The organism is Paenibacillus ihbetae (genome assembly GCF_002741055.1).
Lineage (GTDB): Bacteria > Bacillota > Bacilli > Paenibacillales > Paenibacillaceae > Paenibacillus_AQ > Paenibacillus_AQ ihbetae.
Genome location: NZ_CP016809.1, coordinates 3,110,267 through 3,130,000 on the forward strand (window position 1 = coordinate 3,110,267; position 19,734 = coordinate 3,130,000).

At 50.4% G+C, this 19,734-nt stretch carries 19 protein-coding genes, 1 tRNA gene, 2 rRNA genes and 1 riboswitch (1 of these 23 running past the window's edge); of the genes, 7 read left to right on the forward strand and 15 right to left on the reverse strand.

Features of this window, described 5'->3' with window-relative positions; all coding sequences use genetic code 11:
• The first annotated feature begins 4 nt into the window (after positions 1-4).
• The 4 genes from BBD41_RS13870 (at position 5) to BBD41_RS13885 (ending at position 3,192) form a co-directional block, all read left to right on the forward strand.
• On the forward strand, positions 5-832 hold the full coding sequence (locus tag BBD41_RS13870) for a hypothetical protein (RefSeq protein WP_077571091.1): 828 nt from the start codon (positions 5-7) through the stop codon (positions 830-832).
• A 336-nt stretch (positions 833-1,168) separates the two neighbouring features.
• A riboswitch (cyclic di-AMP (ydaO/yuaA leader) is annotated at positions 1,169-1,308 on the forward strand.
• 4 nt (positions 1,309-1,312) lie between these two features.
• Positions 1,313-1,786: a C40 family peptidase gene (locus tag BBD41_RS13875; protein WP_077571093.1), complete on the forward strand. Its 474-nt coding sequence runs from the start codon at positions 1,313-1,315 to the stop codon at positions 1,784-1,786.
• A 388-nt stretch (positions 1,787-2,174) separates the two neighbouring features.
• Positions 2,175-2,675, forward strand: coding sequence for a GNAT family N-acetyltransferase (locus tag BBD41_RS13880; protein ID WP_077571097.1), 501 nt, complete (start codon positions 2,175-2,177; stop codon positions 2,673-2,675).
• Between the two features lie 160 nt (positions 2,676-2,835).
• Positions 2,836-3,192 carry a c-type cytochrome gene (locus BBD41_RS13885; protein WP_007133241.1) on the forward strand — a complete coding sequence of 119 codons (357 nt, stop codon included), beginning with the start codon at positions 2,836-2,838 and terminating at the stop codon, positions 3,190-3,192.
• Between the two features lie 116 nt (positions 3,193-3,308).
• On the opposite strand, the gene BBD41_RS13890 is transcribed toward BBD41_RS13885, so the two are convergent.
• Both BBD41_RS13890 and BBD41_RS13895 read right to left on the reverse strand, forming a co-directional pair.
• Positions 3,309-3,623 (reverse strand): 4a-hydroxytetrahydrobiopterin dehydratase, encoded by a 315-nt coding sequence (locus BBD41_RS13890; protein WP_007133240.1) that lies wholly within the window; start codon positions 3,621-3,623, stop codon positions 3,309-3,311.
• 117 nt (positions 3,624-3,740) lie between these two features.
• The gene (locus BBD41_RS13895; RefSeq protein ID WP_099477929.1) at positions 3,741-4,034 is read right to left on the reverse strand and encodes a hypothetical protein; all 294 of its coding nucleotides are present in this window, start codon (positions 4,032-4,034) and stop codon (positions 3,741-3,743) included.
• Positions 4,035-4,224: 190 nt separating this feature from the next.
• Here BBD41_RS13895 and motA point away from each other — a divergent pair, with 190 nt between their 5' ends.
• Positions 4,225-5,025, forward strand: a complete 801-nt coding sequence (gene motA, locus BBD41_RS13900) for a flagellar motor stator protein MotA (protein WP_077571101.1) — start codon at positions 4,225-4,227, stop codon at positions 5,023-5,025.
• A complete protein-coding gene (gene motB / locus BBD41_RS13905) occupies positions 5,009-5,824 on the forward strand; it encodes a flagellar motor protein MotB (protein ID WP_077571103.1) in 816 nt (271 codons plus the stop codon). The genes motA and motB overlap by 17 nt, the downstream gene beginning before the upstream one ends.
• Before the next feature lie 110 nt (positions 5,825-5,934).
• On the opposite strand, the gene rluF is transcribed toward motB, so the two are convergent.
• Positions 5,935-6,639, reverse strand: a complete 705-nt coding sequence (rluF, locus tag BBD41_RS13910) for a 23S rRNA pseudouridine(2604) synthase RluF (RefSeq protein WP_099477930.1) — start codon at positions 6,637-6,639, stop codon at positions 5,935-5,937.
• Between the two features lie 20 nt (positions 6,640-6,659).
• Positions 6,660-8,972 carry an ATP-binding protein gene (locus tag BBD41_RS13915; protein ID WP_077571107.1) on the reverse strand — a complete coding sequence of 771 codons (2,313 nt, stop codon included), beginning with the start codon at positions 8,970-8,972 and terminating at the stop codon, positions 6,660-6,662.
• Positions 8,973-9,332: 360 nt separating this feature from the next.
• Between BBD41_RS13915 and tadA the strand changes: the two genes are divergently transcribed.
• Positions 9,333-9,824, forward strand: a complete 492-nt coding sequence (gene tadA / locus BBD41_RS13920; RefSeq protein ID WP_077571108.1) for a tRNA adenosine(34) deaminase TadA — start codon at positions 9,333-9,335, stop codon at positions 9,822-9,824.
• 71 nt (positions 9,825-9,895) lie between these two features.
• Here the strand turns inward: tadA and BBD41_RS13925 are convergent, their stop codons facing one another.
• From BBD41_RS13925 to BBD41_RS13975, 11 genes are all read right to left on the reverse strand, one after another.
• Positions 9,896-10,981 (reverse strand): hypothetical protein, encoded by a 1,086-nt coding sequence (locus BBD41_RS13925; protein ID WP_077571110.1) that lies wholly within the window; start codon positions 10,979-10,981, stop codon positions 9,896-9,898.
• A gap of 308 nt (positions 10,982-11,289) precedes the next feature.
• Positions 11,290-11,439, reverse strand: coding sequence for a spore protein (locus BBD41_RS13930; protein WP_077571112.1), 150 nt, complete (start codon positions 11,437-11,439; stop codon positions 11,290-11,292).
• Positions 11,440-11,493: 54 nt separating this feature from the next.
• Positions 11,494-11,835: a hypothetical protein gene (locus BBD41_RS13935; protein WP_007133231.1), complete on the reverse strand. Its 342-nt coding sequence runs from the start codon at positions 11,833-11,835 to the stop codon at positions 11,494-11,496.
• A 284-nt stretch (positions 11,836-12,119) separates the two neighbouring features.
• A tRNA-Ser gene (locus tag BBD41_RS13940) sits at positions 12,120-12,208 on the reverse strand.
• A gap of 70 nt (positions 12,209-12,278) precedes the next feature.
• The gene (serS, locus tag BBD41_RS13945) at positions 12,279-13,568 is read right to left on the reverse strand and encodes a serine--tRNA ligase (protein WP_099477931.1); all 1,290 of its coding nucleotides are present in this window, start codon (positions 13,566-13,568) and stop codon (positions 12,279-12,281) included.
• A gap of 195 nt (positions 13,569-13,763) precedes the next feature.
• Positions 13,764-14,348, reverse strand: a complete 585-nt coding sequence (gene pdxT, locus BBD41_RS13950) for a pyridoxal 5'-phosphate synthase glutaminase subunit PdxT (protein WP_007133229.1) — start codon at positions 14,346-14,348, stop codon at positions 13,764-13,766.
• A 16-nt stretch (positions 14,349-14,364) separates the two neighbouring features.
• On the reverse strand, positions 14,365-15,246 hold the full coding sequence (gene pdxS / locus BBD41_RS13955) for a pyridoxal 5'-phosphate synthase lyase subunit PdxS (protein ID WP_007133228.1): 882 nt from the start codon (positions 15,244-15,246) through the stop codon (positions 14,365-14,367).
• Between the two features lie 172 nt (positions 15,247-15,418).
• Positions 15,419-16,831, reverse strand: coding sequence for a D-alanyl-D-alanine carboxypeptidase family protein (locus BBD41_RS13960; RefSeq protein ID WP_077571003.1), 1,413 nt, complete (start codon positions 16,829-16,831; stop codon positions 15,419-15,421).
• A 162-nt stretch (positions 16,832-16,993) separates the two neighbouring features.
• Positions 16,994-18,451 carry an IMP dehydrogenase gene (guaB, locus tag BBD41_RS13965; protein ID WP_077571001.1) on the reverse strand — a complete coding sequence of 486 codons (1,458 nt, stop codon included), beginning with the start codon at positions 18,449-18,451 and terminating at the stop codon, positions 16,994-16,996.
• A 622-nt stretch (positions 18,452-19,073) separates the two neighbouring features.
• Positions 19,074-19,190 (reverse strand): 5S ribosomal RNA (gene rrf / locus BBD41_RS13970).
• Between the two features lie 149 nt (positions 19,191-19,339).
• Positions 19,340-19,734 (reverse strand): 23S ribosomal RNA (locus BBD41_RS13975); it runs 2,531 nt beyond the window's last position.

Here is a 19,734-nt window from a genome sequence, read left to right on the forward strand (position 1 = left end):
GCACATGAAAAGCTATGCAGGCCAAGGCTGGGTCAGTGTTAAAGATCAATTATACGTGTCCATTCTTCTGTTCTTGTACCGTCTTCTCTGGGGCTACTGTCTGTACAGGCTCGTGAAATCCGCCGTCGTTCCGCTTCTGATGCGGTACCCGGATCCGGCTCCTAACGAGCTCAGCCGCCTCCTGTTCTTCTATGAGGGCGAAATGAGCTTATCGCTCAGCAATACGGTTCACACCTACGGCTGGCTCCTTGCGGCTCTGCTCCTCATCCGCATGGTGCTTACTCCGCTGATTCGCGCCGGCGTCTTCTACAATCTCCATCAGGAGGCCCGTGGGGAACGCGGTCTGTTCTTCTTCATCGGCATGCGGAAGCATTGGAAATCGGTGAGCGTATTCTATCTCATTGAGCTTGTTCTTACGGTTGCGCCGGGTTACTGGATCATTCCCAAGGTGCTTCCGGCACTGCTGGGCTCCATTCAGGAGCCTTCCCAGCTGCTCCGGGTGCTGCCATACGCGGCAGCCTGGTTTCTCTATACCTATCTTATTCGCATGGTGCTGCTGTATATGCAGTTCGGTCACACCGGGGAGTTCGGTATGATCACGTCCGCCATGGCGCTCATACGCAAGCTGGGGACCGCCGTCCTGTTATCCTTGACCGTCGGCGGAGCCGCATTCGTCATTCTCCTCCTGTTCAGCTCGGCCTCCCTGTTCTGGGCAGGTTTAATCGGACTAATCATTCAGCAGGCCTCCTATTTTCTGAACGGACTCTTCCAAATATGGGGAATTTCCTCCCAATATCATTTGTGGAGAGCGTCCGTCGCTTCAAATCCATAACGGTTCCAAAAGTTACATTTCGTTAACATCCATTCCTCGTTTAAATGTGGTAAAAAGGTTGTAACCGGAAGCGGAAACAGCCTCCGGAAAGGATAAATTTCGAACGTTGACTTCTTCATCCACCCGGAATCCTCACCGTTCCCCTCCTATATTTATACAAAATCCCTGTCCACATTGAAGTGGGACAGGGATTTTTGTTAAAAAAACATCTTTCCTCGTTTGCCAAAATGTTAATACTCTGCTAAAATAACGAATAGGTTAGTAACAACTTTGTCATTTTTATTGTAACTATTGTCATCATGTTAACATGTTGGAACGTCATATTGGGTTCATCAACATCTTTAAATGCCGAATTCCCGTCATCATACGGGAAGCGGGGGATCCGTTTTGGGTGAATTGATCTCGCTAGAGAGGGATCATAGGGGACCTTCAACCGAACCCTTAAGCTAACCTCGCAGGCAGTGGAAGGAGCTTTTTGTTTTGAAGAAGAAGTTAACAGCCATCTCTTTAGGCTTGGCCCTTGCGCTCACGATTGGAACCGGTAGCGCTTTCGCGGATTCCAAGTTGAATACCGTCATCAAACCAACCATCGGTGTATCTTATAAAACTGGCGGAACCACAACGAAAGGTTTCGATTGCTCCGGATTCACCAGCTATATTTACAAGAAGCTGGGCCTCACCTTGCCGCGCACTTCCGCAGCTCAATACAAGGTAGGTACCGCAGTATCGAAGAGCAACCTGAAGGCCGGGGATCTCGTATTCTTTAATACTTCCGGCAGAGGCGTTTCCCATGTCGGCATTTATGTCGGTGGCGGGAAGTTCGCCCATTCCTCCTCCTCGCGCGGCGTCATCGTAAGCCCGCTCAGCCAGAGCTACTATGCGAAGCGTTATGTAGGCGCGAAGAGAATCATGAGCCAAAGCTCGTACAAGTCCCTTGCTGTGAACTACAATTAATTGCCTGTACTGTAATTTGTTTTTTTTCGAATGTCCTAAAGCCCTGGAGCATGAGATGTGCCGATCTCACCCAGCGGCTTTTTTTCTATAATTTTTCGTCTATATCTCTATAACGTTTCAGACCATGGAAAAGTTCTATGTTTTTCGGAAAATCCAAAAATATTTTTTCACATCGCACACGCAAGGCCATAATAAGGCTATAGCCAATCCCGGCGCTTATATTATATTTACCCTTCCAGAAATAACCTAAACAGGGGGCCGAATAATACGTCGAAAATTTTCTTCAGCTTCAACAGCGTTTCCATCAGCGGTATAATTTTTTGCAATCCCGTTAAGCAGCATGTATTCACTCTCTAACGGAATTGTTTTGAATGAGAGGAGTATTCACATGGAGGCGAATTCGCCCTCGTTTCATACCGTGGTCATGCAAGAAGCCCATGCCGCTGAAATTTGCACCTGGTCTTATCTCCCGCCCTACAATATTTATGGCTTTCTTCCCTGGGAACAAATGAAGGGACTGGGGGTGGAATTCGGGGATCCCGACATTCGCCGCCAGCAATACCTGTCCGTTCTGGATGAGAGGAACCAGCTGTGGGGATTCGCACAGCTATTCCCTATGGCTGGGGTTACACGACTAGGTCTGGGCATGCGGCCTGATTGGTGCGGCCGAGGAATGGGTAAACGGTTCGTGCAGGCGATTGTAGATGAGGCGAAGCGGCGTAGGCCTTCGGATGAGATAGATCTTGAGGTGCTTACCTGGAACGAACGGGCCATCCGGACTTACCGGAAGACTGGCTTTTACATTGCCGATACGTACGAACGCCTGACGCCGACGGGCATGGCGCCTTTTTATTGCATGGTGCATGACCCTAAAGCCAATGAGGAATAGTAGTCTTGTCTATACGAAAAAGCACAATTTTGTGTACTTTTTATGAAGGCAAGCTGGAACATTGCTTTTTTTGTCACAACTGGCTATGATGTGTAAGGATGTTGGTTTATAATGAAGACAAGTGCAAAAGTGCAGTATACATAGAAAGGACGATATGACGATGCAAAAATGGATCATGAGCGGACTGTTCTTCGTCGCATGTGCGTTGGCTATTGCGCTGATGTTTACGCTTCCAGGCAAGGAGCAGGTGGCGCAGGAAGAGAAGCCGACCATGCCGGAGGTTACTTTGGATGCCGCTGCGGCTGAAGCTACACTGAAAGCCAGCTGTATCTCCTGCCATGGCGATCAGCTCCAGGGCGGTGCAGGTCCGGCTCTGAATCAAGTAGGCGGACACATGGATGCGAACGCAATCTTTAACGTGGTCACGAAGGGACGTAAAGGAATGCCTTCCTTTAAGGATCAGCTGAAGCCTGAGGAAATTGCAAACATCGCGCTGTACCTCGCTGAGAAAAAATAATCCATCAGCTAATATTACGCAAAACACGCTTGGATCCCAGACTGCTGTTTGGATTCCAAGCGTGTTTTTTTGAAATCTCGGGCCTAACGCTTCTCAGCTGCCCGAATCTACCTTGCCTATTCCGGATCCTTCAGATCCTTGGATCGGCTCTTCTCATAAACTTCGTTAAACTGCTGGGCCTCCTTGATATCGACGGCCGTTATGCCGCCGTCATCCCATGACGTCAGGCGTAGCGTCACCGTTTTATAGTCAATGGTGATGTAGGGGTGATGTCCGAAAGCTTCCGAAATCGCTGCCACCTCATCAACAAAGGCGATTCCCTTCATGAAGGAGGAAAAGGTGTACTTGCGTACAATCCATCTCCCCTGTTCAAATTCCCAGCCTTCAAGCTTCTCTAGATGAGCCTCCACTTCCTGCTGCGTATAAAGCATCCTCATATTCCTCCCCGAAAAAAACCTTTCATAAGCCGGTTGTTACGTCCCTTAGGGCTCTTCCCATCTATTTTATTCCATGATACATCTCTTGATAACCTGCCCGAACGGCCTGGCTTACACGAGCGCTACGAATGCCAGCTCTTCCTCACCGATCAAGATATGTATCCGATGATTCGTCCGGTCATGCATGACCACCCCGCTGCCGACCGTGATGACCGGCTCTGTGCCCAAGGCATAGAACAGATCCTCCGCCAGCGCTTCATGAACCTCGGCTTGCTCGACATCCTCCAGCCTGCCCCAGTCCTCCGGATCCATTTCAAAGAAGACATAGCTGTCAGGAATACGCCCAACGGCTTCCGTTAATTCGGTGAGAATTTCGCCGTAATCCCTTCCGTGCTTTACGCCCATCTCCATCAACTCCTTCCTGCCATGCTAAGCTTCGATTTTCCTTCCTTCTATTATACCGGAAATTACAACTAAAAAAAAAAGCCCGATCTGACGATAAATAGGATAACGCCCCGTAAAGGCGCGCGGTTCGCCGCAAGGGCCGCTAAAGACGAATGGATTCGTTATTTATTTCTCACGGATGAGGTGTAGCATGGAAATTTCAACACTTATAGGTTTGATTCTCGGGCTTATCGCGGTGCTGGTGGGCATGATCCTCAAGGGTGCCTCTCTCGCGTCTTTGATTAATCCGGCCGCTTACTTAATCATTCTTGGCGGAACTGCCGCAACTTTATTCATCGGCTTCCCTCTTTCGGAGCTGAAGAAAATCCCCAAGCTGATCAAGATGACCTTTGTGAAGCAGCAGCTGATGGACAAGACGGACATGATCAAGCTGTTTATGGAATGGGCGTCCATCACTCGCCGTGAAGGACTGCTTGCCCTGGAGACCAAAGTCGAAGAGATTGATGACGGCTTCCTGCGCAACGGCATGCGGATGATTATCGACGGCAACGATCAGGAATTCGTCCGCGACGTGCTGATGGAGGATATTAATGCAACCGAAGAGCGCCATCGCTCCGGGGCCCTGATCTTCTCCCAAGCCGGTATGTACGCTCCGTCACTCGGGGTTCTCGGTGCCGTTGTCGGTCTGATTGCAGCCCTTACCCACATGGAAGACATGGGCGAGCTGGCCCACGCGATCGGTGCTGCGTTCATTGCTACCCTGCTTGGTATTTTTACAGGTTATGTTATCTGCCACCCGATTGCAAATAAACTGAAGCGTATGTCGAAGCGGGAAGTGGAAATCCGCCTCATGATGGTCGAGGGCCTCCTCTCCATTCAATCAGGAGTATCCACGATCGCCATTAACCAGAAGCTGTCCGTGTTCCTGACCCCGTCGGAGCGTGCGCAGCTTGATGAGAGGGAGGCTGGTTCTAGTGAGCAAGAAGACTAGACACGAGCCGCACGAGGAGCATGCCGATGAATCCTGGCTCCTCCCTTATGCCGACTTGCTGACGCTCCTGCTTGCGTTGTTCCTCGTCCTCTACGCCATGAGTGCGACCGATGCGCGCAAATTCCAGGAGATGAGCGAGGCCTTCAGCATTGCCCTGACGGGCGGTACCGGCGTGCTGGATTACAGCAAGACCCAGCCAAGCGACGACCCGCCTGATCTTAAGGATCATAAAGCGACAGCACCAACCACTCCCGCATCGACTCCCGACCAACGACGGGCGGAGCTGATGCGCCAGGAGCAGGAGGAGCTGGAGAAGCTTAAGAAGCAGATCGATAATTATATTAAAAATAATGGGCTGACCTCCGAGCTCAGCACCAAGCTCAACCACTCCCAGCTCGTGCTGACCATTCGCGACAACGCGCTGTTCCCGTCAGGGGAAGCGGTCGTGAAGCCGGAGGCCCGCAAGCTGGCCGAGGCCATCTCGCAAATGCTTCAGAAGTTCCCGGATTATGAAATTATCGTATCCGGGCATACCGACAATGTACCGATCTCCAACAGTAAATACCCGTCAAACTGGGATCTGAGCTCAGACCGAGCGCTTCAGTTCATGAAGATCTTGCTGGCCAACTCGTCGCTGGATCCGAAACGCTTCATGCCGATCGGCTACGGCGAATACCATCCGATCGCGGACAACGCAACGGCTGCCGGCCGGGCGAAGAACCGCCGGGTTGAGGTGTCCATTATCCGGAAGTACCAGGACAGCGCAACCTTTACGAGTGTCGACGAAGCCGGTAATTAGCCTCCGGAAGTTCCTATAAATAAAACAACCGATTCGTTTCTGCCTCAAACAGACGAATCGGTTGTTTTTTTTGTTATATCCTACGGTTCTTCGATCTTGGCGCAATTTTTCTATTCCAGCTTGTATTTCAGCAGCTTGCCAAGCTCCTGCTTCTCCGCAGGGGTCAAGTCCCGCCAAGTGCCCACCTTCTGATCCCCGAGAAGGATATTCATGATCCGGATCCGCTTGAGCCTCCGGACCTCATAGCCAAACGCGCTGCACATTCGCCGAATTTGCCGGTTCTTTCCCTCGGTTAAAATAATGCGGAATACCCGCTCGGAAATCCGGGTAACTTGGCAGGGCAGCGTCATTTCGCCTAAAATTTTGACCCCGCTGGACATTCCCTTCAAGAACGCAGGAGTCACTGGACGGTTGACCGTCACGATGTATTCCTTCTCATGCTTGCCCTCGGATCTTAATATTTTATTGACGATATCCCCGTCGTTGGTTAACAGAATTAAACCCTCGGAATCCTTGTCGAGCCGTCCGATCGGAAAGATACGCTCCTTATGGCCTACGAAATCGACGATATTGCCTTTGATATGCGATTCCGTCGTGCTTGTAATGCCTACCGGCTTGTTAAGGGCAATATAGACGTGCTGCTGCTGCTTTTCCTGCAGCGGACGCCCGTTAATACGGACATCATCGCCCTCCTCGGCTTGGCTTCCTAATACGGCAATCTCGCCGTTAATCGTTACCTTCCCGCTCTCGACAAGCTTGTCCGCTTCCCGCCGGGAGCAGTATCCCGTTTCGCTAATAAATTTATTGATTCTCAAGCTGCCATCCCCTTATTATGTCACTCATCGTTTGATGTTGCTTCCATGTCTGATTGTCTTCTTGCCGCAGGAAGAACGATGCTGATCTTCGTTCCCACCCCGGACTTGCTCTCGATTTCAAGCGTGCCTTGATGACCCTGAATGATCCGCTGGCTCACCATCAGCCCAAGTCCGGTTCCCGTCTCCTTATTGGTGATGAACGGCTCGCCCAGGTGAGGCATCAGCTCCTCCGGTATGCCGTGGCCTTCATCCTGGATGGTGATGAGCACGTGATCTCCTCCCGGGCGTTTAAGTGTAATCGTTACTGTTCCGCCGTCCGGCATGGCTTCAAACGCATTTTTTAGCAAATTGATAAATACCTGCTTCAGCTGGTTCTCCTCGCAATGGACAAGCGCAGGTTCGGGGGAGAAGTCGAGCTTGACCTCGACCCCGTATAGATGCGCCTGGCTGTCCAAGAACGATATTACGTCCCGGAGAATGCCCCTGACATCCCGCTCCTGGAAATGAATCGCCTGCGGCTTTGCCAAAATCAAAAACTCGCTCACAATCAAATTAATACGGTCGAGCTCCGACAGCATCAGGTCAATATGATCCGCATTCACGGATTGGGTCTGCTGCTGCAGCTGCAGGAATCCCCGCAGCGTCGTTAGCGGATTGCGGATTTCATGCGCCACGCCGGCAGCCAGCTGACCGACCGTGTTCAGCTTCTCGGAGCGCCGCAGCAGCTCCTCAATTCGGTTGCGCTCGGTGACATCCCGGGACACGCTGATCATCGAGGTCACTTGCCCCTGCTCGTCCCGAACGAGCGAGGTGCTGATGCTCACCTCAATCAGGCTTCCATCCTTCCGCATGCGGACCGTTTCGACCGGAGGCAAACGCTCACCTTCCCGAAGCCGCCGAAGCCGGTCGCGTTCTTCATCCAGCTTGGACGGGGGAACGAGCTCCAGCTTTTGCCCGATCACCTCATTCGCCTTCCAGCCGTACAGCTGTTCAAAGGCGTTATTCACGCTGATTACCCGCTCATGCGTATCGGTGGTATGAATCGCATCCGCCGTTTGATTAATGATCGATTCGAGATACTCTTTGACAGATTGATTCTCCTCAACCATCTGCTTCAGTTGGCTTGTATAATGGCCGAGGTTGCGGGTCATCGCATTAATCCGTCCGGCCAGCTGACCCAGCTCATCGCGGCTCGTTACTTCCAGACGCCGGTCAAAGTGTCCGTCCGCGACATCATTGACGGTTCTCAGAATCGACTGAATCGGCTTGGTAAAATAGCCGGCCACAATGTAGCTTCCGAAAATAACGATTTCCAGCAGAACCAGGGAGATTGCCACGAGACTGATCATTTGCTCTCTCATGACCGACGAGATGGCCTCATAATCCATGACCACGCCGATCACATTGGTCGGCTTGTCCTCGTAATCAATCGGGATAAAGCTCTTAAGCACCTTTTTCCCCTGGATCGTATCCACGAGCACGACATTCTCGCCGGTCGACACGGCGTCCCGAACCGCCTCCATATCCTGGTCAAGCTTGCCGTAATGGTAGGTACCGAACGTAATCGGGCGGTTGTAAAGCTTATAATGTACGTCGTCCGAGCCGTCCTCTCTCATATATTGATTGCCAAACGTATCAGGGTTAATGCCCGTGACTTCCAATATATGCGGATTGGCCTTCAGAGTCTCTTGAACGACCGTATCCGGACTCGTAACCTTTACATAATCCTTAAACGTGGAATTCTGGATATATGGATCAATGATATAATTGCGCTTCCCGTCGTAATAATACCCCCATTTATAAATCATGTCGGGATTTGAAGTGGAGAACTCGAATGGGCCGGACCAGAAATTCTCCGATCGTTGGCCCTTCGTAACCGAGCGCACTTCACCGTGCTCGAACAGCTCGAGAAACGCCGTATGCCAATAACCCCAGTTTTTTGTGGACAAGCCGATCTCTTCATTGGCGGAGGAACGGGCAACGACGACGTCATCCTTCGTCTTGACCAGCAGCGAAATATGGGCTACGCCCAGCTCCTTGCTTAGTTCTACTAACTGGCCGTTCGTAATATTGTTAATATCCGGATCCAACACCCGAGCCGCTTCGATCGAAACATCTTTAAGCATATCCCCAAACAGACCATCCACATAGGAGGAGCTGAACTCCGTCTGCTGTACGGTTATAGCGATCTGGGTTGCTGCCATAACCATTTTGACTTCGCTGTCCCGCTGCAAATTTTCCTGCGTTGTATAGTAGTTGAGCGTGATGTTAAGCAGAAGTATAAATAATACCGATATGGACATGATCATCGATAATTTGGTCTTGATCGACAAATGGCATCTTCACCTTTCTGCTATTCACAGTGACGGCTTGCAACCTCTGGTATCCTCATGATACCTTGATCGTAAACGTTTGAAAAGACAAGCCCCTCAAGGGGAACGCCTGATTTCTAATTACATTGCCAACGAATGATGGAATCCTTACAATATAGAGGTTAAACCTGGCTTGTAAAGATATATATCCACAGATTGCTAACAAATACACATCTTTATTGGGGATAATGTGAATAACTTTGTGAATAAAAATAAAGTTATCCACAAATATGTCCACATCATGTTAACAAACGAATGAGTGTTCGTTGAACACTGGGTATAACCCACGTGTTTTGGGCTGAAACGAAGGGAGATCGTGAAATGGAATCAAATATAGCGTCTACCACGATTGTGGATAACGAGCAGCATGAATACTGGATGCAGGCAGCCATTGACGAGGCCCGGAAAGCCGAGGAGCTCGGAGAAGTGCCTATTGGCGCAGTCGTTGTCCATGGCGGCAAAATCATCGGCCGCGGGTACAATTTGCGCGAAACGACATACGATGCGACGGCTCACGCTGAGATGGTTGCAATCCGCGAGGCCAGCAGGCATCTCGGCGCCTGGCGCTTGCTGGACTGCCGATTGTATGTAACGCTGGAGCCGTGCCCGATGTGCGCCGGGGCAATCGTTCAATCGCGGGTGCCGCAGCTCATATATGGGACCCGGGATCCCAAGGCCGGCTGCGCTGGTACCTTGATGAACCTGCTTCAGGAGCCGCGGTTTAATCACCGGACCCAGGTCACGGAAGGCGTTATGCAGGAAGAGTGCGCCGCGCTTCTGACTCAGTTTTTTCGCCGACTGCGGGGAAAGTAATCCCTGTTGTCTGAAAACAATACAAAAACCCGGCCATGACGGCCGGGTTTTTCTGTTCATGGATGATGTGATTAATAAGCGCCCAATTCGCTCATGGATTCCTCAAATTGCTCCATCGTAATGACATCAGCGTCTTTTGGAATACCGATCTTGAACTCTTGCTTCTTATTGATATTGAGGTATTGCGTGCTGCCCTTGATAGCGACTTTTACGCTTTCGCTTGTTTCAGGCTCATTGAATTCAACGTTCAATGCTACATCCTGATATGCAGGGAAGTCGTTCTTATCGATTGCCGTGTTGATGCTGAATGTGTTGATCTTCAGGTATTTCTTCATTTCTTCCAGTCCAGCTTTGAAATCTTCCTGGTTCAATTCGGACAGCTCAGCTTTAGCGGTGTCGATGTCTTCTTGTGTAAGTCCCAGCATTTCGCGGTATTCTTCTTTACCTGCGATGTCTACAACCTTAGGAGCAACCTTGTTAACCAAGATTTCCAGTGCTTCGTTTACGTTCTCATTTGTTACGAAGAATTGTACCACTTGCTTCGCGTCTACACCTTCAGGAAGACCGGCGTCCTTCGCGTTGATTTCTTTGAAGTACTTCGTTTGATCGTATTCGCTCAGCAATGCTTCAAGCAATTCGTTCGCGAATTTCTGAGTTTTCTCCGTATCCATTGTTTCTGGGCTGAACGTTTCGCCGGATTGCTCGGCAAGCTCTTTCAGATCCATCTTAAGGTATTTGCCGACAACATCTTCAGGAAGTGGAAGCATTGGGATGCTTGGCACTTTAACGTAGATCGTGTCTTGCGTCATAACCATGTCGATGTTGAAAGACATCGCCATGTCACCCTTCAGGTTGATGCCCATCTTCATTTCCATTTGCTGCGGATCCGCTTGATACATGCCGTCCATCGTGATTTCGGCATTTTTCAACATGGTCATCGCTTGTGTTACGCTTGGATCCCCTGCAACTTCCGGTATGTTGATTTGCAGATCTTCAAGGACAACTTTGCTTTTCATCTCGTACGACGTCATCTGCATTGCGTTCTTAGCAGCTGCCGTCATAGCGGCTTTAGGCTCTTCCTTCTTTGCGCAGCCAGACATAACCACTGTCACTGTGAGCAGCAGTGTCAGCAAAATGGCTACCAACTTCTTGTTCATTAAACTTTCTCTCCCCTCTATTGCTTAAAAAAAATAACAGACCTTTTAATCATATACCATTTCGACGAAATGAGAAACACTTTATGGAATATTTGCTGAAATTTTATTTCCTTTCTTTTTCCAGGAATCTTTAATTTAAACTTCTTAACTTTCCTGTAATGTTCGGGGCCCCGTAATATTACACTTGCCTTCTAATACGAGACGTTGATGGAAATAGTTTCAACAAAAAAAGAACTTCCTGTCGAAATCATACAGGAAGTTCTAATCTCTTCATGTCTATAATGCCTCGAAATGAGGCTGACAGCAGGTCAGCCCTCCCGATTAAAATGCCCGTCCTGCTTGCGGATCTTGGCTTTGTGCGAGCCAGACAACGGCTCTTGGCCGCCTCTGTCGCGGTCATCGCGTCGGCGCGGGGTCTCTTGGGCTTCCGGTACAGGAATCGATTTCGGCTTGCTCATCGTGAAGTCCTCCGTTTCTTGGGATCGGAACCATAGCGAAATTCATTCCTATCCCTATTGATGGGTAATCTGCTGCAGCGCCTGCGCGCATTCATGGATATGCCGGGTGTAATCGCCGATCATGCCCTGGACATTCTCATTGCGTTCATCGGTCGTCGCTCCATCCCGCTCCACATCGATCAGGTCCACCTTTACTTCTCTCGTGTCCACGTACGTGCATTGGAAATCGAATGAATACTCCTGACGCCCAGCCGCACCGATATGAATGCGGATGGCATTGGGATCTCCCTCGTCGGGAGCCACCTCCGCACGATCACCGGGCTTGAGGATCGTCGGCAGCCTTTCCTGCCATGCGTTAACAAGCGTAGCCTGATCTACATTCAGTTCTGAGTTCATCATCACACCTCCCCTTCTCTATAAATTGCGAAAGTGGTTGAACTTTTATGCACCCTCTAAAGCCCTGTAAAGACACACCAACCAGCCCATGCATGCCGGCTTCGTTTATTCAACCGGTAAGCATCGCTTAAAAAGGAGACCTATTACGCAGCAACCGTTTATTATAGAAGGAAATAAATGAGCACCGAACGCCCGCCCCTGGAAAGAATCGATTTCCGCTTTAGAAATAATGCTATGTAAAAAGCCCGTTTCCAGTAAGGAAACGGGCCTGTCATTATTATGGATGGCGGAGAGGATGGGATTCGAACCCATGTGGAGTTGCCCCCTAACGGTTTTCAAGACCGCCCCGTTATGACCGCTTCGGTACCTCTCCATGTGGTATATCATTAGCACCAAAATGAATCACGTGCATCATTCATTATACCACAAGCCAAATGATTTAATCAAGCCAATGATTTAGGTGCAATCACGCTGATATTGCCCATGTATGGACGAAGCACGTCCGGAATGACCACCGAGCCGTCAGCCTGTTGATAATTCTCCAGAATTGCCGCAACGGTACGTCCCACCGCAAGCCCCGACCCATTCAGGGTGTGGACAAATTCCGGCTTCGCTTTCGGCTCCGGACGGAAACGAATATTCGCCCGGCGTGCCTGGAAATCACCGATATTCGAGCATGAGGAGATTTCACGGTATACGCCGCTCTCCGGCAGCCAAACTTCGAGATCATAGGTTTTCATCGAGCCAAAGCCCATATCCCCCGTGCATAGCTCCATCACACGGTAAGGAAGGTTAAGGAGCTGCAGAACACGCTCCGCATCCGCCGTCATTTTCTCCAGCTCGTCAAAGGAGGTGTCGGGGTGCACAATCTTCACCATTTCTACCTTGTTGAACTGATGCTGGCGAATCAGCCCGCGCGTATCCCGTCCGGCCGCGCCGGCCTCGGAACGGAAGCAAGAGCTGTAGGCTACATAGTATTTCGGCAAATCTTCAGCATTCAAAATTTCCTCACGATGATAGTTCGTGACTGGAACCTCGGCCGTCGGAATCAGATAATAGTCCGTATCGCTGATCTTGAACAGATCCTCTTCGAATTTCGGAAGCTGACCGGTTCCATACAGGCTGTCCCGGTTGACGATGTAAGGAGGCAGCATTTCCTCATAGCCGTGTTTGTCGCTGTGCAGATCCATCATGAAGCTGATGAGGGCACGTTCAAGACGCGCACCAAGCCCTTTGTAGAAGGTAAATCTGGAGCCCGTAACTTTGGCAGCTGCTTCAAAGTCAAGGATATTCAAGTTTTGGGCAACCTCCCAATGCGCTTTCGGCTCAAAATCAAATGCAGCAGGCTCCGACCAGCGGCGAACCTCCACATTGTCTTCTTCCGAGGCGCCTACCGGCACACTCTCATGCGGAATATTCGGAATCGCAAGCGTAAGCTCCGCTATGCTTGCTTCCAGTTCGCGCACCTCTTCGTCCATGGCCTTGATCTTGTCCGAGACTTCACGCATCTCCAGGATCAGCTCATCTGCATTCTCACGGTTCTTCTTCAGACGAGCGACTTCAGCCGACACGGTGTTGCGGCGATTCTTCAAGCTCTCGCTTTCCTGCAGCAACTCCCGGCGACGGGCGTCAAGCTTCGGAAAATCCGCAATCAAATCAAGCGACTTGCCGCGATTCTTAAGCGATTGTTCTACACGACTAAACTCGCTGCGCAATATTTTTACGTCTAACACGGGGAACCCTCCTAAAGTAAAACATCCATCGGTGTAGCGTAACAGCTCCAGGCCCGTTACCGCAGGCTGGCAAGCTGTAAGAACCTCATATACGTTACAATCTTAGTTTATTTCAACGAAAAAGACAAACTTGACCCTTCGCATATGCATAAAGAGTCAAGATGTCTTCTGTCTGATCCTAAGTCTATATTGAATTTAACCCTGGCGGTCAGCCTGCTCCCGGACCATTTCGATAAAATAGGCATGGAGCCGGTAATCATCGGTCAGCTCCGGATGATAGGAAGCGGCCAGCAGATGGCCTTGCCTTGCCGTCACGATCTCATCGTTGTACGTAGAGAGAACTTCTACCCCTTCTCCTACTTCCAGGATGAGCGGCGCCCGGATAAACACGGCACGCACCGGTTCATCGATTCCCACGACCTTCAGGTCTGTCTCGAAGCTTTCCCGCTGACGGCCGAATGCATTGCGCGCCACCGTGATATCCATGAGCTTCAGATGCGCTTCCTCATCACCCTGGATCCGCTCTGCCAGCACAATCAGGCCGGCGCATGTACCGAAGATCGGCTTCCCCTGCGAGGAGAAGCTGCGGATCGCATCCATGAAATCATATTTTCGCATAAGCTTGCCGATGGTGGTGCTCTCGCCGCCAGGAATAATCAAGCCGTCGATATCACCAAGCTGCTCCACTCGTTTAACCGGAATCGCTTCGGCACCTGCCCGTTCAATACTCCGAATATGTTCTGCAACGGCACCCTGAAGTGCCAGTACGCCAATCTTCAATGTAACCCCTTCTCTCTTACCAGCCGCGATCCTGCATGCGTTCAGCAGCCGTAAGCTTGGAAATCTCGATGCCTTTCATCGGTGTACCAAGGTTCTTCGAAACTTCGGCAATCAGCTTGTAATCATCGTAGTGTGTTGTCGCTTCAACGATTGCACGGGCGAACTTCTCTGGATTCTCGGATTTGAAAATACCGGAGCCTACGAATACGCCGTCTGCACCGAGATGCATCATAAGCGCAGCATCCGCAGGCGTTGCCACACCGCCAGCCGCGAAGTTCACGACAGGAAGCTTGCCGGTCTCATGAACACCCTTCAAGAGGTCATAAGAGACGCCCAGGTTCTTCGCTTCGGCATACAGCTCGTCCTTCGACATATTCTGTACCTTGCGGATTTGGCTGTTGATCAGGCGCATATGACGTACCGCTTCAACGATGTTGCCGGTTCCCGGCTCACCCTTCGTACGGATCATCGAAGCACCCTCTCCGATTCGGCGCAGCGCTTCACCGATATCCTTCGCGCCGCATACGAACGGAACCGTAAAGTCCCATTTATCGATGTGGTATACCTCATCAGCCGGCGTCAACACTTCACTCTCATCAAGATAATCGACGCCCAGCGATTCAAGCACTTTCGCTTCCACATAGTGACCGATACGGGCTTTCGCCATAACGGGAATGGAAACAACCTTCATCACTTCTTCAATAATGGTCGGGTCTGCCATGCGAGCCACGCCTCCGGCAGCACGAATGTCGGAAGGTACGCGCTCCAGCGCCATGACTGCCGTTGCGCCGGCAGCTTCAGCGATTTTCGCTTGCTCCGCGTTCATGACGTCCATGATGACGCCGCCCTTTTGCATTTCTGCCATACCTCTTTTTACAGTAGATGTTCCTGTTTCCATATCCCCCAGCCTCCCGAATATATGTTTAGATCTTACCTCCCGAAATGAAGATCTCAGGTGGTATCGTACATGTGAATCTTGTAGAAATTTGTAATGAATCTAACTTGATATTTTAACGCAAGGTTATGAAATACACAACCCATTTACTCGGAATTTATAAGGCTTTTGCGGATTAGAACAAATTTTTGATCGAATCGAACAAATCCGCGAAGAATTCGCCGATCGCACGCAGGAACAGCTTGAACCAGCCCGCCTTTTCCGTTTCCTCGGCTGTAACCAGATTCAGCGTATCGCTCTGTGTGCTGGCCATGCCCTCGATCTTGTAATTATACGTAACCGTCCCGACCTTCGTATTCTTCGCTACAGGAGCATTCACAGAGGTGGAATCGAGCTTCGCTTCGAATTGGATATTGCTGCCGTTGGAGCCTTTAGGCACGACGAATGTCAGGGCACGATCGGTCACCAGCTTTGCCTCTTTACCTTTGCCCTTCTTGACCTGCACTTTGTCAAAGCCTTCTACGGTAGCACCCGCAGGCTGAACCTCTTTTACTTCAAAGTTGTTGAAGCCATAGTCCAGAACCTTGCGAGTCTCCACAAAACGGGCAGGCTCGGACTTCGTTCCCATCACAACGCTAATGAGGCGCATGCCATTCCGTTCGGCCGTACCGGCAAAGCAATACCCAGCAGCACTGGTATGTCCTGTCTTTAACCCGTCTAATCCTTCGTATGCATACGACTTGAAGTTCGTAATGTCCTTGTTCGCTTCCAGCATCCAGTTATAGTTAACGATTGGCTTATCATCACGCTCGCGGAATTTGTAGTTTTGGATCGCCGTAAACTCGGCGAAATCCGGATGGTCCTCCACGATGTACTTCGCCAGTAAGGCAACGTCCATAGCCGACATTACGGTTTCTTTATCTTCTTTGGGGCGGTATTTCTCCGGCATATCTGCTCGGCTCAGACCGGTGGAGTTAATAAAGAAGGCCGTCTTAAGCCCCATCTTCTTGGCCGTGTCGTTCATCATCTTCACAAAAGCTTCTTCCGAACCGGCTACACGCTCGGCCAAAGCAACGGTTGCATCGTTCGCAGAGCCTACAGCCATCGCTATGTAAAGGTCTTTAACCGTATGTTGATCGCCTTCAGCAAGAAATATACGTGAACCTTCGGTCTTCGCCGCATTCTCCCCAACGGTCACTACCTCGTCCCATGAGAGCTTCCCTTGCTTCACTTGTTCAGCTACGATGTATTCGGTCATCATCTTTGTCATGCTGGCTGGCGGCAATGCCTCATCTGCATTGATGGATAACAGCACCTGACCCGTAGACGGTTCGATGAGCACAGCCGATTCCACTTCGAGTCCAAGCTGTTCAGCTGAAGGAACTCGATCAGGCTTGGCATTCTTCGTCTCCGCAGCGGCATCCCCCGTTTTCGCGCTGTCGGTGGTTTCCGCCGTAGCAAGCGTGGTTGGAGCAGCCAGCGAAACAGCTGGTGCAGCGGAGAAGCACAGTATATTAAACAGCATCAAGGATGCTAGCGTACGTTGTATGCGATATCGTTTGTTTCTCTTAATAGACTTCTCTATCAATGGAATTACTCCCCTCTACTACTCAATAAGTCATAAGTTTAACTTGTTCTATTCTATCACAGGAGAGATATCAAAAAAAGACAAGCCGGAGCGTTTCCGCCCGGCTTGTCCAGGAAATAAATAACATTGCTTACATATGTGGATTATGTTTAGCAGATTTGATTACAAAGAGTAGTTCGGAGCTTCCTTCGTAATCTGAATATCATGCGGATGGCTTTCCCGAAGACCAGCACCCGTAATGCGGATAAACTGCGTATCATTGCGCAGCTCCTCAAGGTTCTGCGTACCGCAATAGCCCATCCCCGATCGCAATCCGCCGATCAGCTGATGAATCGTATCCGCGAGCGGCCCTTTGTAAGCCACGCGGCCTTCGATGCCTTCCGGTACCAACTTCTTGTCGTCATCCTGGAAGTAGCGGTCTTTACTTCCTTGCTTCATTGCCGCCAGGGAGCCCATGCCGCGGTAAGCCTTAAATCGGCGGCCTTGGTAAATTTCCGACTCGCCCGGGCTTTCTTCCGTACCGGCAAACATGCTGCCCAGCATAACGGCATGCGCTCCAGCAGCGATCGCCTTCGTAATCTCACCGGAATATTTAATTCCGCCGTCTGCGATAATTGGAATGCCATATTCCTTAGCAACCGTAGCACAGTCGTAGATCGCCGTAATTTGCGGTACGCCAATACCTGCAATGACACGGGTCGTACAGATCGAGCCTGGGCCGATCCCGACTTTGACGACAGAGGCTCCGGCTTCGATCAAATCTCTTGTACCTTCACCTGTCGCTACGTTACCTGCAATGATAGTGAGATCCGGATACAGCTCGCGCAGCTTCCGTACCGCGTCGACGATGTTGATATGATGTCCATGCGCGGAATCGACGGTGATGACATCCACGCCTGCTTTTACAAGCGCTTCCGCTCGCTCAAAGGTATCCTTGGAGATCCCGATGGCCGCGCCCACCAACAGGCGTCCTTGAGCGTCCTTCGCAGCGTTAGGGAACTGAATGGCCTTCTCGATATCTTTAATCGTAATAAGCCCTTTTAGCACGTTATTTTCGTCCACCAAAGGCAGCTTCTCGATCTTATGCTTCTGCAAAATCGTTTCTGCATCTTGAAGCGTCGTTCCAACCGGTGCAGTCACAAGGTTCTCGCTGGTCATCACGTCACGAATGACCGTGTTATAGTCATGCACAAAACGAAGATCCCGATTCGTCAAAATCCCGATCAGTTTGTTATCCTTATCCACGATCGGAACGCCGGAAATCCGGAATTTCCCCATCAGCTTCTCGGCATCGGCTACAAGATTATCGGCATGCAGGGAGAATGGGTTCGTAATAACGCCGCTTTCGGAGCGCTTTACCCGATCCACTTCCTCGGCTTGCTGTTCAACGGACATATTTTTATGAATAATGCCGATTCCGCCTTCTCTCGCGATCGCAATCGCCAGAGGAGCCTCCGTTACGGTATCCATTCCCGCACTGATCAGGGGAATGTTCAGCTTCACATGCTCGCTCAATCGAGTGGTGACATCCACTTCCTTTGGAAGCACCTCGGATTTTCTAGGAACCAACAATACATCGTCAAAAGTGAAGCCTTCCTTGCTAAACTTATCTTCCCACACCTGGGTTATTCCTCCTTTTTGTCGTCTTCCTGCGGACTTTTAATGACTGTCAGTGCTGGACCGGACGGCATTTTCAAGTATTTTCAGAAAATATATTATTGCCATCTTAGCAAAGGGCCCATGGGCTGTCAAGGATTGAATTGCCCCATATCTAAAAGACGGATGGTATCCATCCACGGCGTCAGATTGTCTTTCCACAGTGGACAAATCATCAATAATCTTCTATTACATGGTTTCCTTCCCTGATCTTCCCCTTCCCTTTTGATTAGCCAAAAGTGTAAGATGTAACATTCCTTGATGGGCTTCATGCTGACATAGTATCACCTAAGATCAAACAGACTAAACAGCTGATCACAGCTGATCATTTCGGGGACTTCAAGGTGGTCTATTTTCGAGGGCAGCTTTAATAACTGGCCGGTTAACGTTCCTGCTCCCCGGTGATAGCAAATTAAAATCCTTCTTAAGCTTTTGTATACACGCAAGCAGCAAAGGTTGAATAGCCAGCGCCACTGTGCAAAAGTCATTAACGCAAATCCCTTCGATCCTTACGGTCCTTGGGCGTAAAATACATACACAAAAAAAGCCGTCATCGATTGCTCGATAACGGCCTTTATGGTTGTTCGCTTGGCGGCGTCCTACTCTCCCGGGACCCTTCGGTCCAAGTACCATCGGCGCTGGAAGGCTTAACGGTCGTGTTCGGTATGGGAACGCGTGGAACCCTTCCGCCATCGCCACCAAACGATTCAAGGTGGTTTGATCACCTGAAAACTAGATACGAAACGTCTTTGCGTTAATTAGAATCCGTAGCATTACCCGATGTGGTATCGGGGTCCCCGAAAAGTATTCGGCATTAGCTTCAAAGCTTCGCTTCACTTTTTGGGGTAATTTTAGGATAAGCCCTCGACCGATTAGTATTGGTCAGCTCCATGCATTACTGCACTTCCACCTCCAACCTATCTACCTCGTCGTCTTCAAGGGGTCTTACATACTGGGAAATCTCATCTTGAGGGGGGCTTCACGCTTAGATGCTTTCAGCGCTTATCCCGTCCGTACGTAGCTACCCAGCCATGCTCCTGGCGGAACAACTGGTGCACCAGCGGTACGTCCATCCCGGTCCTCTCGTACTAAGGACAGCTCCTCTCAAATTTCCTACGCCCACGACAGATAGGGACCGAACTGTCTCACGACGTTCTGAACCCAGCTCGCGTACCGCTTTAATGGGCGAACAGCCCAACCCTTGGGACCTACTTCAGCCCCAGGATGCGATGAGCCGACATCGAGGT

Excerpts from the sequence above, each read along its gene's own strand:
- BBD41_RS13870 (WP_077571091.1), top strand. The coding sequence starts at position 5 with ATGAAAAGCTATGCAGGCCAAGGCTGGGTCAGTGTTAAAGATCAATTA.
- BBD41_RS13880 (WP_077571097.1), top strand. The coding sequence starts at position 2,175 with ATGGAGGCGAATTCGCCCTCGTTTCATACCGTGGTCATGCAAGAAGCC.
- BBD41_RS13885 (WP_007133241.1), top strand. The coding sequence starts at position 2,836 with ATGCAAAAATGGATCATGAGCGGACTGTTCTTCGTCGCATGTGCGTTG.
- BBD41_RS13890 (WP_007133240.1), bottom strand. The coding sequence starts at position 3,623 with ATGCTTTATACGCAGCAGGAAGTGGAGGCTCATCTAGAGAAGCTTGAA.
- BBD41_RS13895 (WP_099477929.1), bottom strand. The coding sequence starts at position 4,034 with ATGGGCGTAAAGCACGGAAGGGATTACGGCGAAATTCTCACCGAATTA.
- motA (WP_077571101.1), top strand. The coding sequence starts at position 4,225 with ATGGAAATTTCAACACTTATAGGTTTGATTCTCGGGCTTATCGCGGTG.
- tadA (WP_077571108.1), top strand. The coding sequence starts at position 9,333 with ATGGAATCAAATATAGCGTCTACCACGATTGTGGATAACGAGCAGCAT.
- BBD41_RS13925 (WP_077571110.1), bottom strand. The coding sequence starts at position 10,981 with ATGAACAAGAAGTTGGTAGCCATTTTGCTGACACTGCTGCTCACAGTG.
- BBD41_RS13930 (WP_077571112.1), bottom strand. The coding sequence starts at position 11,439 with ATGAGCAAGCCGAAATCGATTCCTGTACCGGAAGCCCAAGAGACCCCG.
- BBD41_RS13935 (WP_007133231.1), bottom strand. The coding sequence starts at position 11,835 with ATGAACTCAGAACTGAATGTAGATCAGGCTACGCTTGTTAACGCATGG.
- pdxS (WP_007133228.1), bottom strand. The coding sequence starts at position 15,246 with ATGGAAACAGGAACATCTACTGTAAAAAGAGGTATGGCAGAAATGCAA.